The sequence below is a fragment of the Aminivibrio sp. genome (assembly GCF_016756745.1).
In the GTDB taxonomy this organism is placed as follows: domain Bacteria; phylum Synergistota; class Synergistia; order Synergistales; family Aminobacteriaceae; genus Aminivibrio.
This window is the reverse complement of sequence record NZ_JAESIH010000025.1, coordinates 1-13797: the sequence shown is the minus strand read 5'-3', so window position 1 is coordinate 13797 and position 13797 is coordinate 1. Positions and strand designations below refer to the sequence as shown.

The following is a 13797-nucleotide window of genomic DNA, read 5'->3' as shown; positions in this document are numbered from 1 at the left end:
TGCGTCTTTTTACGGGTCACACCGCCGCCGCTTCCGGCAAATCAGGCATGACGCACCGCACCAGGGTCCCTTTCCCGCGCCCTGATACCACTTCTAGCCTGCCTCCCACGAGCATCATGCGTTCAAGCATATTGGCGAGCCCTCTGTGTCCTTCCACCCGCAGCGTTTCATAATTCATGTCGGGTTCAAATCCCTTTCCGTTGTCCTGGAACTCGAAGACAACAGCTCCGTCCTTCCGGAAAACCTCCGCCCGCATCTCCGTTGCCTGCCCATGCCGAACAGCATTGGAAACCCCCTCCTGAAAGATCCTGAACAGGGAAAGCAGCCGTTCCCTTCCAAGTTCCACCGAGTCGTCCACATCCATAGAGATGGAAATATTGTAATGCCGGGCCAGGCGGTTGGCCAGCTCAGTCATGGCCTGCTCAAGACCGAGGTCGATCCACGGAGGGGAGAGTTCATCGCACATTTCCCTCAGTTCTCGTACAACAACATGGGCAGTTTCTTCAGCTATTGCGAGATGCCTGTCCATTTCCTGGCCGTCCCCGGCCATTCGGGACAGGCGGATCTGCTGGATCATGGCGGTGATGTTCTGGATGGGACCGTCGTGAAGTTCCCTGGCTATGCGGGATTTTTCCCCCTCCTGGACCCGGACGATGTCATTCACGTACCTGTTCTGCAGGAGAGTCCGCTCCACGGCGGTTCTTGCAAGCCTGTAAAGAACCGTTCTCAGACTTCCGATCTCGCTTACCGCCACAGGATCAGGAAGAGCGGGCAGGTCTTTTCCCCACCGGAGGGTTTCGATCTCCTCAACGAGGTCCTTGAGAGGAACGATGAGCCATTTCCAGAGGGCCCAAAGGGCGAGGAGAATACCTACGCCCATAAGAAGAATCAAAATGGGCCAGAGTCGCCCCACCCGCACCAGAGGGCCAAGAAGCTGGTCCCAGGCGACTGCGGCTATGACATACCGGTCTCCCCCGCTCACAGGGTTCACCGCGATGGTATAGAGGTTTCCCTCGCTGTCTCTTATCTCTACTGCCCGGCCGATGGGGATGGACGGCCGCCAGATTGCTGCAAGATTATCAGCTCCGGGCGATGAAAAAAGAATTCTTCCGTCTGCCGACACCACGGCCACCCAGCCGGGGAGCGAAGGGCCCCAGGTAAAGACCCTGAATCTCCGAATTTCGATTGACGTGAGTTCGCTCCCCCATTTTCTGGTCTCGATGCCTCCGAGCCTCGAAGCCACGTTTTCCGCCATGTCCTGCACGTAGGAACGGGCCACGGATTTCATGGCCCATTCGTGCTGCATCAGGCCGAAACCTGAGACCAGGAGCACCGCGAGAGCGGGCAAAAGGATCGCGAAGGTTATGATCAGGAGGAGGTGCCGCCTCATTCAAGCAATTCCTCAAGGGTAACGACACCGTACTTCAGCGCCAGGAGAAGGGCCTCGGTCTTGTTTTTCGCTCCAAGCTTGTCGTAGATGGAGGCCAAGTGGGTTTGTACTGTCCGCTCACTGATAAAGAGACGGGCAGCCACTTCCTTGCTTGAAAGCCCCTTCGAGGCGAGTATGAGCACTTCTCTCTCCCTGGCCGAAAGGGCTTCGGGAGCGAACTCCCTTTCCCCGACGGCCGAGGCCACTTCCGAGTCAAGGTAAAAGCCTCCCTTGGCCACGGTGGAAATGGCCCGGGAAATCTCTTCGGGGGTGGCGGTTTTAAGGATGAATCCCCTTGCTCCGGCCCTGAGCGATGCCAGAACATACTGCTGGGCATCGTAGGAGGTAAGCATGACCACAGAAACCGGAAGGGACGACTCTTTCACCTTCCGGGCCACGGCGACTCCGTCTTCACCCGGCATTCGGATATCGAGAAGGGCCACATCCGGCCGCAGTTCGTCGATTAGTCTCCATGCTTCGTGCCCGTCTTCAGCCTCTCCGACCAGTTCAACCGAACTTTCCCGGGCGAGGTATGCGGAAATTCCCGCCCTTGTTAAAGGGTGGTCGTCGGCAAGTACAACCCGTATGGGCATCGTTTTCATCTCCTTCCATGCTTTTTATCCCCCCGGGGGGGAAAAGCGAAATCCGGTTTTTGATCATACCGGCACCGGAGGCCTAAATCCGCACCTCAGCTGGGAGCGTCACCGGAACTCGCTTGGGCGGGGGGTGCGGATTGTCGTTCGTGACAACTGCCCAAGCGAGTCCCGCGGCTCCCTGCGTTCGCCGGCTGCCTGCCTGTGAAGCCGACATCCGTGTCGGTTTCTCTCACCTCAGGCGCCCTCCCCAGGGGCCTCTCCGCAAGGAGCGCGGAGCGAGATCTCTTCGCGCCCTGGGGAGGGCGAATTCACCTTATGCCCGGCGACACTCCCTCTGCCTGAAAAATTAGCGGATTTAGGGGAGGACATCCGCATCGACAAAGCCGCCTAGTGGAACGGCGTGAAATACTTTTTCTACGCCCCGCTCCCGAGGCCGATTTCGGCCTCCACTTCCCTGAGAGCCAGGATAACCCACTCGATGACGGTATCCAGGGGCATGGGTATCATTTCAGCCCCCTTGACGATGAGGTCCCGGTCCACTCCCCTCGCAAAGGCCTTGTCCTTCCACTTTTTCTTCACTGATTTGACTTCGAGGTCCATGACCGATCTGCTGGGGCGAACCAGGGCCGCCGTGATCACCAGTCCCGTAAGTTCGTCTACGGTGAAGAGCACCTTTTCCATGTCACTTTCCGGTTTTGTGTCTGAACAGATGCTCCAACCGTGGGCAAGGACAGCCCTGGAGATGTCTTCGGGATACCCCGCGTCGGCAAGCCATCGAGCTCCCTCGTGGGTATGCCTCTCCGGGTTCTCCTGGGTGATTTCCCAGTCTATATCATGAAGGAGCCCCGCAAGTTTCCATTTCTCCACGTCACCTCCCATCCTGGAGGCAAAAAAACCCATGGCGGCCTCAACAGCAAGGGCGTGCTTGATATGACTGTCTTCTTTGTTGTATTTCTTCAGCAGTTCAAGAGCCTGGTTTCGTGAAATGTTCATCGTGTTTCCTCCTCGAAGTTTATTGTGACGCCGGTTGAAACAGCCCCTCGAGCAGGGGGGAAACCATGGAAAAAACGTTTTCCGGCAGCCTGTCGACCGTAACGGCCGCATCCGCCCGCATGCTCCTTGCGAGCTCGTCGGGATAGGGGTGCACGTACACCACTCTCCGGATTCCGGCGTTGAGTATCGCTTTCGTGCAAAAGGAGCAGGGTTCATGGGTACAGTAAATCGCCGCGCCTGCCGTACTCGTTCCCACGGAGGCAGCCTGTGCGATGGCGTTCATTTCAGCATGGGATCCCCGGCAGATTTCGTGGCGTTCTCCCGACGGTATCCCGAGTATCGCCCTGAGACAGCCGACTTCGCCGCAATGGGGCAGTCCCTTTGGAGCACCATTGTACCCCGTGCTGATAATGTGATTTTCCCTCACGATTACCGCACCGACACGCCTCCGGAGACACGTGCTTCGCGAAGCAGCTACCCCGGCTATCATCATGAAGTAAATATCCCATTCCGGCCGCTGAATAGTCATGTCTCATCCTCCGTTTTTCCGTCGATTACGATTATAGCACCCGGAGAAGCCCTTTCTCACCAACTCTTCCGCCTAAATCCGCCCCCCGCGGGGGGCGGATTGTCGTCCGTGACAACTGCCCAGGCGAGTCCCGCGGTTTCCTGCGTTCGCCGGCTGCCTGCCTGTGAAACCCGACCTCCGTGTCGGTTTCTCTCACCTCAGGCGCCCTCCCCCCCTAGGGGATAATCTCTTCGCCCCTGGGGAGGGCTAATTCACCTTATGCCCGGCGGCACTCCCTCTGCCTGAAAAATTAGCGGATTTAGGATTCAGGATGTGGAGATTCTCCCTGCTCTAATGATATGATACGGAAGGTTATTTCATTACCCGGACTTATACTCCCTGGCGAAAAGGAGCCTTTATGCTTTTTTTCCGTGACATTGATCGAAAAGTCTTCTCCTGGTGCTCCTACGACGTGGGGAACTCAGCCTTCGCGACCACCATCATGGCTGCAGTCTACCCGGTATATTTCAAGGAGGTCGCCGCCCTTGGGCTGGCACCGAACATTTCCACCGCCTACTGGGCATATGCCTCTGCCATCTCCCTCTTTCTGAGCGCCTTTTTCGCCCCGATCCTGGGTGCGGCGGCCGATGTAAAGGGATCGAAAAAAAGAATGCTTTTTATCTTTACACTGGTCGGTGTCATCTCCTCGGGATGCATGGCCTTCGTAGGACCGGGTAACTGGGTTCTGGCCCTGTTTCTCATGATGGGCGGGACCATAGGCTTTTCAGCTTCCCTGATATTCTATGATGCCCTTCTTCCTTCCCTCGTTCCGGCACACCGGATAGACACCGTTTCTTCCCAGGGATACGCTCTGGGTTACCTTGGTGGAGGGATTCTCCTCGCGGCAAACCTTCTTTTCATCCGCTATCTTCCCGGAACCGCAGGAGCCCGGCTTTCCTTCCTCTCCGTCGCCCTGTGGTGGGCCCTTTTCTCCATCCCGGTGTTTCTGTTCGTGGATGAACCTCCCTCTTCGCCGGAAGGGAAGCACCTTTCCGGGGCGCCCCTTTTCCTGAAGGGGCTGGAAAGGTTGAGGGCGACTTTCATGGAAATCAGGAACTACAAGAACCTTTTTGTTTTCCTCCTGGCTTTCTGGTTTTACAACGACGGCATAGGGACCATCATCCGCATGGCGACAATCTATGGAGCCACCTTGGGCATACCCATGTTCCACCTGGTGGGGTCTCTCCTGGTTACCCAGTTCGTGGGGATTCCATTTTCCCTGGCCTTCGGTTCCCTTGCCTCGAAAATCGGCAGCAAAAGATCGATCCTCGCAGGGCTTTTCTTCTACCTCTGCATTACCTTCGCAGCCATTTTCGTAAGGGAAATATGGCATTTCTGGGCCCTTGCCATAGCGGTAGGAATGGTTCAGGGCGGTACCCAGGCAATCAGCCGGAGCTTTTTTGCGTCAATGATTCCCCCAGGAAGAACGGCCGAATTTTTCGGATTCTACGATATTTCGAGCAAATTCTCCGGCATATTCGGACCCGCCGTATTCGGCTTCATCACCCAGGCCACCGGTTCCATCAGGCTGGCCATAGCCGTTCTTTCCTACACCTTTATTCTCGGCATCGTCATCCTCAGGAAAGTGAGGAGCTGATACCAGTGGCATTATTCCGTAGCCTGACGGTTGTTCTTCTTTCTGCGGTGTTTGTTTTTGCCGGCCCGCTCCGGCTCGAGGGAGCGACGGTGCTCGCCTCCGGAAGCAGTCTTGTCAGGACGGTGGCAATTACTTTTGATGACGGTCCCAACGAAAAGCTCACGCCTCCTCTTCTCGACATACTGGACTCCCTCGGAGTGAAGGTGAGCTTTTTTCTTGTCGGCTCCATGGCGGAAAAGAACCCGGGGCTCGTTCGGGAAATCCGCTCCAGAGGACATACGGTGGCGAATCATTCCTATTCCCACAGGAGCTGTCTTTCGCTTTCGGCGGACGAGCTGGAGGAAGACATACTAAAATGCTCAGCTGTTCTCGAGGCGCTCACGTCCGTTCCGGTCCGTTTTTTCCGTCCTCCGGGAGGAAAGTACGACAGGAAGACGGTGGAAAGAGTAAGAAAGAACGGGATGAAACTGGTGCTCTGGGACATCAACAGCCGGGACTATACTGGAGTTTCTCCTTCCTACATCGCAAACAGGATGGTCCGGAGAGCAGTCCCTGGTTCCATCCTTCTCTTTCACTCGGGAGTAAAGGCGACCATCGACGCTCTGCCCGTAATAATCGACCGTCTCAGGAAGAACGGATTTGAATTCGTGACGCTGGACGAAATGTTTTCCGCTTACATGGCGAATGCCCTATTTCTAGCGGGTGCAGCGAAAGTCCCGTTCAGTATCATGTGAGGGAGATGATTTCGTGGCTGAGTTTCTGGTTATTTCCACAGGGGGTACAATTGCATCCCGGCCTGGAATGCACGGTCTGACACCATCCCTTCCGGGAGAGGAACTTCTTTCCGGCGTCAGGGGCCTGGAGCGATTCGGCCGAGTCACGGTTCTGGATTTGCTCTCTAAGGACAGTTCAAACATGTCCCCGGAGGACTGGAAGATGATGGCGGCGTGTCTCAGGGCCGAGGAAAGCGAATATGACGGATTTCTCATTCTTCACGGAACGGACACCATGGCTTATTCCGCCTCGGCCCTCTCCTTTTTTCTGCCGGGGTTTTCGAGGCCGGTCGTCATTACAGGGTCCATGCTTCCCATGGGTGATCCAGGTTCCGACGCCGAAACCAATATCCTGGAGGGTTTCATTTTTCTCAGCGCCCTGGCGGAACAAGGAAGAAAAGGCATTTCCATTGCATTCCACGGGCATCTCATCCACGGCCCCCGTTCCCAGAAGATCCTGAGCCACGACTCAACCGCTTTTTCAAGCATTAATTACCATGAACTGGGCTGCATCCTATCGGGAAAGGCAGTCCTGGGGAAAGAACCATTCCTCGCGGGAACCTACCCCGTGGACGTTTCTTCCCTCTCCGTGGAGAACTCCATTTTCCTTGTCACCCTGTTTCCCGGTTTCCGGGCACGGTACCTGGAACACCTGACGGACGCAGAGCCCCGGGCCATCGTCCTGGAGGCCCTAGGCCTCGGCGGTGTGCCTTATCTTGGCGAGAATCTCCTCCCGCCTATTGCACGGTGCAGGGAGAAGAATATTCCGGTAGTCATTACAACCCAGTGCGTTTACGGGGGAGTGGACCTGAGCGTTTACGAAGTAGGGAGGAAAACCCTGGAACTGGGGGCGATCTCCGGTAAGGACATGACCAGGGAGGCAATTATCGCAAAACTCATGATTACCCTCCCGGCGACGGAACCCGACCGACTCGAAGCCCTCCTTCACGAGAATTTCTGCGACGAGATCACCCCCGGGGGAGATCCTCTCTCAGGGGTAAATCGTCCGGAATAGAAAGGATGCCTTCTCCGGGTCCAGTTCAAGGAGCCTTTCGTATTGAACCAGAGCAGAGGTACGGTCTCCCAGTTCAACGCAGCAGAGTCCGAGATCGTACAGTATGTCGACGGAATCGCTCCGGAAAACAAGTCCCTGCCTGAGAACCTCCACGGCCTCCTCGAAACGGCCGGCTATTCTGTACGCCCGTCCCAGGGCACCGTACCCCTCCGCTCTTTTCGGCGCCTCCCGGATAGCCGCCATGGCCGAAGCGAAGGACTCATCCCAGCGCTCGAGCCTGGCAAGGCTTTCGCTGTTTCCTGCGAGCGCTTCCACCGACACGGGGTCGTCGGATAGATACATTTCGTACAGTTTCACCGCTTCCTCGTGGTTTCCCTTCATCCGGGAAGCATGGGCAAGTTCGAGGACCGCTGGAGGGAATCCGGGCATCAGGTCAAGGGACTGCCGCGCCGCCAAGAAAGCTTTGCCCGGTTCATTGTTGAGGTTGTACGCCCTGGCGAGTTCTGCATGGGCGGCGGCATCGCCGGGCGCCGCCGCCGCCTTCAGCAGGGCTTCCCGGAGCCCGCCGTGGACAGCGGAAGCGCCGAACAAACCGAAGACCAAAAAGAAAACAGGGAAACACCATACTGCCGCAGACCGCTTCTTCACTCTCCGGTACGATCCTTTTCCTTCCACAGTTCATCACCTTCCAGGCACGTTTTGACGAACGCTTTCGCGTCCATCTCGCTGCGAATCCCGAACCTGGTGAGCACAAAATCGTACTTCACCGGATCCTCCGGAATATACTTTCTGAAAAGTCCAGTGACCTCAAGAGCCGTTTTCAGGTCCGGAGTTTTCCGTTTCGTCAGGCCGAGACACGAACACATCCTAAACATGTGAACGTCCATGGGGAAAACCAGGGTCTCCGGCCCAAGCACCTTCCAGCCTCCGGGGTCAACTTCGTCAGACCGGACCATCCATTTGAGGAACAGGAACAATCTTTTACATGCACTTCCGTCGCCGGGCGAGGGGAGAAGGAAGCTCTTCCCCAGACCACCTCTTGCCCGGATTCCGCCGGAGAAGAGTGCGGCGCCATCCAGGAAATCCCCGGTTCTGTTGAGACAGTCTTGAAAAAAGTATTCGAGACGGCCGTATTCCCTGAGTATCTTCCCTATTCCCGCAAGAAAGGAGACCATTTCGTTCCCGGATGTGAACCTGTGACGAAACCCGCCAAGGAGACGGGAAAGTACCCCTGCCGGTGTCTCCATAAGAAAGGACCTGGGAGAGGGGCCCATGACCGACAGCAGCCTGTCCGCATTCCTGAGAATCTGGGCTACCCTTCCGTAGGCAATGGACGATACGGCAAGCCCCACGACTTCTCTTTCCTCCACCGTGTCGTAAAGGTAGAGTTTTTCCAGGGGATCGGGGGATATGAACTCCCGGCGGTTCATCCTGCGGTATACATCCTCGAAGCGGGGCAGAAATCCTGCCAGATTCCGTGCTTCTGCGGACAGGACATTCTCCTTTTTCAGCCGTCTCACCTTCCTAATATCTCCGAAAAACGGGCAGGCCCTTCACTTAACTTGGTTAAAAACGGCGGATGGTGCGTTCACCGGAGACTTCCCTTTTTTTACAGTATGGTAGTTGGCATAAGTGAGAGGGGTTCCTTCCTTCAAGAGCTGAGCCTTCTCCACCTGGCCGACGATCAGCTTGTGGGTGAATACTTCCTGCACGGAAAGCACCTTGAGTTCAATACCGGCAAGGGAGTATTCAGTCACGAGCGGGAGGCCGCTCTCGCTGATTTCATAAGTGCATTCGCCGAACTTGTCAAATTCGCGACCGCAGCGGAACCCGAACACTCCTATGAATTTGAGCGGGACGGCATCTTCGAGGACCGAAATGGAAAACCTGCCGCTTTTTTCCACGAGCTCGGTGGTGTAATTATCCCTGTGCAGACACGCCGCCATGCAGATGGGATCTGCTGTCAGCTGCATGAGGGCGTTGATGATCTGGCCGTTCTTTTTTCCTTCGTACCTTGTGCTGAGGATGTACACTCCATAATTCAGAGTGAACAGGGCCCTTGGGTCAATCTGAGCGTCCATGGTCGTCCTCCCTTTGATGAAAAAATGAGCAGGAACACGAGGCTCCTGCTCAATGATACACCACATTCGCACTGCGGGGAAAGCAGGGGGAAACCAGCCTAGTCGGCCTTTCTCTCCCCGAGTTCCTTGTCAATCATGTACATGCCGTGCCTGCCCTCTCCTATCATCTCCATCTTTTTCACAATCCCGTCGGTATTGGCCTCTTCCTCGACCTGTTCGCTTACAAACCACTGGAGAAAGACCTGGGCTGCATAGTCTTTCTCCGTCACGGCAAGGTCCATGAGGTCGTTGATCCGCCTGGTGACATACCGTTCATGCTCATAAGCTCCTTTAAAGACTTCAAGAGCGGATGCCCATTCTTCCCGGGGACATTCGATGGCCTTATATTTAACCCGTCCGCCTCGCGCTACGATATAGGAGGCAAATTTCGTGGCATGTTCCAATTCCTCCTTGGCCTGGACTTTCATCCAGTGAGCCATGCCGTTGAGGTCAACAGAGTTCAGATACGCGGACATGGAGAGATAGATATAGGCAGAATAGAGCTCAGCGTTGATCTGATCGTTGAAGGCGTCTTCAATCTTTTTGCTTATCATACTTAGAGATCCACCTTCCATAAACCATGAATATTGCAGTATTCCCTGCTCTTCGTTGGAGCAAAAGTCTCGAAGACGGCTTCGGCAGGCTCTCCGGGATTCAGGAATTTCCTGCAAATCCTGTTACCATCCATGATCTCGATGAACTCGATGTAATGTTCGTTCGTCATGGGGTGAGGAACGCTTCCCACCTTGACCTTGTTGCCTTCAACAACCGGAACATGCTTCTCGGTGGCCGAATCGGCGGTTTTTTCCTCGAGGAGCTTCATGGGCTGTCCGCAGCACACAAGGTCTCCCCCTCCTACGTGAAGGAGTTCTACCACATTGCCGCACAGATCGCATTTAAACACATCCAGCTTCTTCATCCCGTATTTTTCCTCCTTTTGATATGAAATGACGTTGTTATTTGTAAACGGATTCATTATAGCATTTATTTGTTCTTTTCACAGAGAAGTCGGAAGAGGTTCCCCTTCGAGAGGCGCAGAATGGCTTCATTCAAGGTTTCCGCCCGCCGATACATATATCGGAGATAGCACCAAACTTTGTGGAGGCTGAAACCATGAAACCGACCCTGAAAACGGGCGTCGCTGCCCTTGTAATTCTTTGTTTTTTCTTTTCATCTGATGCGGCTGCATCGGGAAATAAAACGGTGCTTCTTCTGCCGACGCTGAATTTTACTGATTATGAAATTTGGGAAAGCAAATTTTACCCCGTCAATGTCCTGGAACGGAAAATGACAGAATATCTGGCATCTCTGCTTCGAAGGGATCCTTTCACAGATGTCCGGATTCTCGATGAAGAGGCGGCAGAACGATGGTTCGCCGGAGAACGCCGACCTGGAGATTTTGCAGTCCGGATGGAGCTTTTTTCCGTTCTCGCGAAAGAGAGGGAGACGCTGGGTTCCTTCGAGAATACGGATGTCTCTCTCCGTGTCAGAATGTATGACGGGGGAAACGGGGAAATGCAGGATTCCAGAATTGCCTCGGGCAGTGACCAGCGGTACACTTTCAATCCCGGAGACGACAGACTGTATTTTCTGAACGCCAGGGAATACCCGGTGCTGGAAATACTCCAGACCAACCTTTTCGACCGGATACACAAGGATGGGCTCGACCTTCTCCGGCTGACACCTCCCGACAAGGGACAGAAAATGAGCCGGCCGACATGGAAGCAGTTTTCTTCCACTTCACACTGGCAAGCCTTCAAGAACGCAATCGCCGATGCGGCGGGAGAAATATCAGGGGTCAGCGACGATGAATTTTCCCTCATCGGCAGGATCATCGCCCCAACCGCAGATTCGACGCTAAAGAGAAGAGAGTACATCATCACCCTCGGACGGAAAAATTCCCTGGCTGTGGGAGATATTCTCCAGGTGATCCGGGGCGATTCATACATCACCGTTGACCCGGAAAATCCGGTGGTAATCGTTCCCCGGGTAGTGGGCAACGTGAAAGTCACGAAACTCATGGATTCCGAATCGGTCGTGGTACTGATCAACGAAAAACCCAATGATCCCGTCCAGCTCAACGACCTGGTACGAACTTCGAGGTTCGGGACGAAAAAGGCGGCTCCCCTGAAATGAAGAAAACAGCATGTATCAGCATTTGGGCGGTTCTTTTTCTCTGGGCATTTCCCCTGTTTTCTGAAATTCTGCCGGCAGGGGCAAATGGAGTGGTCGTTACCGAGCCGGAAGGAAGGGCAACGGAACAAAAAAAACCGAAACCGGCAAAAAAAGCCTCCCCATCCAAAAACACCGCTCCGGCAGCGAAAAAGGAGGTGCAGAGAGAACCTGATTCCCTCCCCCCCATGAACCTTTCTCTTCAGCAGGGGATTCTTCTTCTTGGACAGCGATATTTCTCCAGGGCAACCCCTCTCCTTGAACGGGCTGTTCTTGAAGAGCCGGACAATCCAGTAGCCTGGCATGCCCTTGGAAGGGCATACCACGAAAGAGGGTTGTTCTCCAGGGCGCAGGAAGCATACAAAAAGGCCCTGGAAGCGGAACCTGAATACCCGCCGCTCTCCAGGATTCTTGCCTATCCTCCGGGCGACGGACGAAAACCTCTCTGGGATCCAAAACGGCCGGAAAGAATCGAGGCCCTGTCGGCAGCGACCGGAGGATTTTCAATTCTTCCTCCTGATAAAGCCCCGAATCAGGAAGCTCCGGATAGCCCGCATCTTCCTCCCGAGGCAGCACCGAAAGAAATGACGACAGAAAGCACCCCGGACGCTGCCCCCGTGCCCGGGCAGTTCCCTTCTGACAAGACGAACAGAAAACTGCGCCCCTTCGTGCCGGTGCGCATTGTAATAGCCCCGCAGAACGAAGAAAACACCGACCCGGCACAGTTGGAAACAGCGCCTTCACCGGACGCGGTTCCAGACTTCCCAAGCCCTGTGTATATTCCTCCCGATCCCGCTGCTACGGAAGGGGAAACGGACTGATTGACGTTTTCTCCCTGTAAAATGCAGGCCAGGAAGGTTCCCCCTTTCTTTTGTACAGGGAAATGAACGCATTCTTTGAAAGGAGGACTCCCGATCATGAAACGACTTACACTCGTTCTTCTTGCCCTTCTCTCTTTTTCTCTACCGGCAGCACCCTGCGGAGCTTCTTCCGTTTATGTCGTGGAACCTGTTCTCGTAAACCAGCCGCTCTATGCCGGCATGAATTTTTACGTATATCGCCCCTACAACCTCCCGGCGGGATGGTATGTCACCTTTGACGGATATCCTGTTGTGCGGACTTCATCAGGAGCCTGGGTCTACGGCGCAATGAGCCAAAACGGACTTGTACCGACTGCCTTCGTCGTCGGATCGATCAATCCCGCATCCCTTCCCCTTCTTCAGTACCCGGTCCCAGCTGCGGTGTCCTCTTTTAACCATGTTCAGGTCCTTCCCCTTGATGCCGTTTCCCCGCACCGACTTCAGCAGCCCGTTCCGCCATCACTGCCGCCATCAGGGAGAATGCTGCTTCCGACAGCCGTTCCTTCCTGGGCTGTGAATCCATCTTTCAACGCAATTGGTTCGTGGGACCGACTCGTAGACAGAATGGGCATACTTGGTAACCCAAGAGTTCCCATCGCTTGGAAAGGAGACCGACCGAAAGCCATCTACGCATGGACCGGGAGAAGCTGGTACCAAATGACATCATCTTCGGTGGATATTCCGGAAAAGCCTTCCGAGATACTGAAGGACCATCTGTACACCCTCACAAGGATGGTGCATAGGAACAACGTATACTGGAACGACAGCGACACTCCCCTTCTAGCCCACCAGGCTGCCGTATGGGGGTATCTCTGGATGGGCAGGCTCACGCCCCTCGCCAACCATTAAAATTCAAGGAAGGAATGCATTGCCATGAGGACCAAGGAAAGAATAAAACTATTCGACCTTTTTTCCTCCGAATTTCATCTTCGGTCTGTGCGCTCTTTCCCCTTTTTCTTTCTCTTCCTGTCCAGGCTGATATCAAAAACAGATTATCCGGACAGGTTCAGCATGCCGTTTTCAGATCCAGCCGATCCTACTCTGAAACCATTATCCTTCTTTCCTGAGACGGATGGTGGTTTTGGTATCCTAAATCTGACCACCCAGAGCATAGCGAGGCGAGGGTAAGACCTCGTTCTTGCCCTTGCCTGTCGTCCTGAGGGCGGCTCCACGCCCGAATCGCGCAGCATCCCGAGCATAGCGAGGGGAGGACCTCGCCTTGTCGTCCTGAGGGCGGGTTCATGGCCGAATGGACCTCGATTTTAAGGCCCTTCAGGAGCAAAAACCAGATCCTTCGGGTGGTAGTACAACCCTCAGGATGACAAACAAGGGCAAGATCCTCCGGCCATGACCACGGCCTCAGGATGACAGCAGGGTCATTACAACAAGTGCCCCTGACAGCAAGGGCCGGCCTCCACGGCCTTAAGACGACAGCCAAAAGCGGACCCTCCCCCTCGTTCTTGCCCTTGCCTGTCGTCCTGAGGCCGGGTTAATGGCCGAATGGACCTCGCCTTGTCGTCCTGAGGCCGGGTTAATGGCCGAATGGACCTCGCCTTGTCGTCCTGAGGCCGGGTTAATGGCCGAATGGACCTCGATTTTAAGGCCCTTCAGGAGCAAAAACCAGATCCTTCGGGTGGTAGTACAACCCTCAGGATGACAAACAAGGGCAAGATC

15 protein-coding genes are annotated in these 13797 nt (G+C 55.0%); 6 read left to right on the top strand and 9 right to left on the bottom strand.

Annotated elements, in window-relative coordinates; translation table 11 throughout:
* Positions 1–16: 16 nt before the first annotated feature.
* The 4 genes from JMJ95_RS01960 to JMJ95_RS01945 all read right to left on the bottom strand — a co-directional run bounded on the left by JMJ95_RS01960 (position 17) and on the right by JMJ95_RS01945 (position 3547).
* Positions 17–1390 (bottom strand): histidine kinase, encoded by a 1374-nt coding sequence (locus tag JMJ95_RS01960; RefSeq protein WP_290681876.1) that lies wholly within the window; start codon positions 1388–1390, stop codon positions 17–19.
* Positions 1387–2022 carry a response regulator transcription factor gene (locus JMJ95_RS01955; RefSeq protein ID WP_290681873.1) on the bottom strand — a complete coding sequence of 212 codons (636 nt, stop codon included), beginning with the start codon at positions 2020–2022 and terminating at the stop codon, positions 1387–1389. Before JMJ95_RS01955 ends, JMJ95_RS01960 begins: the two co-directional genes overlap by 4 nt.
* 417 nt (positions 2023–2439) lie before the next feature.
* Positions 2440–3018 carry an HDIG domain-containing metalloprotein gene (locus tag JMJ95_RS01950; protein ID WP_290681870.1) on the bottom strand — a complete coding sequence of 193 codons (579 nt, stop codon included), beginning with the start codon at positions 3016–3018 and terminating at the stop codon, positions 2440–2442.
* Positions 3019–3037: 19 nt separating this feature from the next.
* Positions 3038–3547 (bottom strand): dCMP deaminase family protein, encoded by a 510-nt coding sequence (locus tag JMJ95_RS01945; RefSeq protein WP_290681867.1) that lies wholly within the window; start codon positions 3545–3547, stop codon positions 3038–3040.
* Between the two features lie 397 nt (positions 3548–3944).
* Here JMJ95_RS01945 and JMJ95_RS01940 point away from each other — a divergent pair, with 397 nt between their 5' ends.
* The 3 genes from JMJ95_RS01940 to JMJ95_RS01930 are packed head-to-tail and all read left to right on the top strand — an operon-like array spanning position 3945 to position 6971.
* The gene (locus JMJ95_RS01940) at positions 3945–5183 is read left to right on the top strand and encodes an MFS transporter (RefSeq protein WP_290681865.1); all 1239 of its coding nucleotides are present in this window, start codon (positions 3945–3947) and stop codon (positions 5181–5183) included.
* 5 nt (positions 5184–5188) lie between these two features.
* Positions 5189–5917: a polysaccharide deacetylase family protein gene (locus tag JMJ95_RS01935; RefSeq protein WP_290681862.1), complete on the top strand. Its 729-nt coding sequence runs from the start codon at positions 5189–5191 to the stop codon at positions 5915–5917.
* Positions 5918–5930: 13 nt separating this feature from the next.
* Complete coding sequence (locus tag JMJ95_RS01930) at positions 5931–6971, top strand: asparaginase (protein WP_290681859.1); 1041 nt, start codon at positions 5931–5933, stop codon at positions 6969–6971.
* On the opposite strand, the gene JMJ95_RS01925 is transcribed toward JMJ95_RS01930, so the two are convergent.
* The 5 genes from JMJ95_RS01925 to JMJ95_RS01905 all read right to left on the bottom strand — a co-directional run bounded on the left by JMJ95_RS01925 (position 6948) and on the right by JMJ95_RS01905 (position 10010).
* Entirely contained in the window at positions 6948–7646 is a 699-nt protein-coding gene (locus JMJ95_RS01925; RefSeq protein WP_290681856.1) for a tetratricopeptide repeat protein, read from the bottom strand. The two genes, JMJ95_RS01930 and JMJ95_RS01925, sit on opposite strands and share 24 nt — an antisense overlap.
* Positions 7616–8491: a TIGR02757 family protein gene (locus tag JMJ95_RS01920; RefSeq protein ID WP_290681853.1), complete on the bottom strand. Its 876-nt coding sequence runs from the start codon at positions 8489–8491 to the stop codon at positions 7616–7618. Before JMJ95_RS01920 ends, JMJ95_RS01925 begins: the two co-directional genes overlap by 31 nt.
* Before the next feature lie 33 nt (positions 8492–8524).
* Positions 8525–9052: a flavin reductase family protein gene (locus JMJ95_RS01915; RefSeq protein ID WP_290681851.1), complete on the bottom strand. Its 528-nt coding sequence runs from the start codon at positions 9050–9052 to the stop codon at positions 8525–8527.
* Between the two features lie 98 nt (positions 9053–9150).
* Entirely contained in the window at positions 9151–9645 is a 495-nt protein-coding gene (locus JMJ95_RS01910) for a ferritin (RefSeq protein WP_290681848.1), read from the bottom strand.
* 2 nt (positions 9646–9647) lie between these two features.
* Positions 9648–10010 carry a desulfoferrodoxin gene (locus JMJ95_RS01905; protein ID WP_290681845.1) on the bottom strand — a complete coding sequence of 121 codons (363 nt, stop codon included), beginning with the start codon at positions 10008–10010 and terminating at the stop codon, positions 9648–9650.
* A gap of 194 nt (positions 10011–10204) precedes the next feature.
* Between JMJ95_RS01905 and JMJ95_RS01900 the strand changes: the two genes are divergently transcribed.
* The 3 genes from JMJ95_RS01900 to JMJ95_RS01895 all read left to right on the top strand — a co-directional run bounded on the left by JMJ95_RS01900 (position 10205) and on the right by JMJ95_RS01895 (position 12972).
* Positions 10205–11227, top strand: coding sequence for a FlgT C-terminal domain-containing protein (locus tag JMJ95_RS01900; protein ID WP_290681842.1), 1023 nt, complete (start codon positions 10205–10207; stop codon positions 11225–11227).
* On the top strand, positions 11224–12084 hold the full coding sequence (locus JMJ95_RS13885) for a tetratricopeptide repeat protein (RefSeq protein ID WP_367153734.1): 861 nt from the start codon (positions 11224–11226) through the stop codon (positions 12082–12084). The genes JMJ95_RS01900 and JMJ95_RS13885 overlap by 4 nt, the downstream gene beginning before the upstream one ends.
* 96 nt (positions 12085–12180) lie before the next feature.
* Positions 12181–12972: a hypothetical protein gene (locus JMJ95_RS01895; protein WP_290681839.1), complete on the top strand. Its 792-nt coding sequence runs from the start codon at positions 12181–12183 to the stop codon at positions 12970–12972.
* Positions 12973–13797 lie beyond the last annotated feature (825 nt).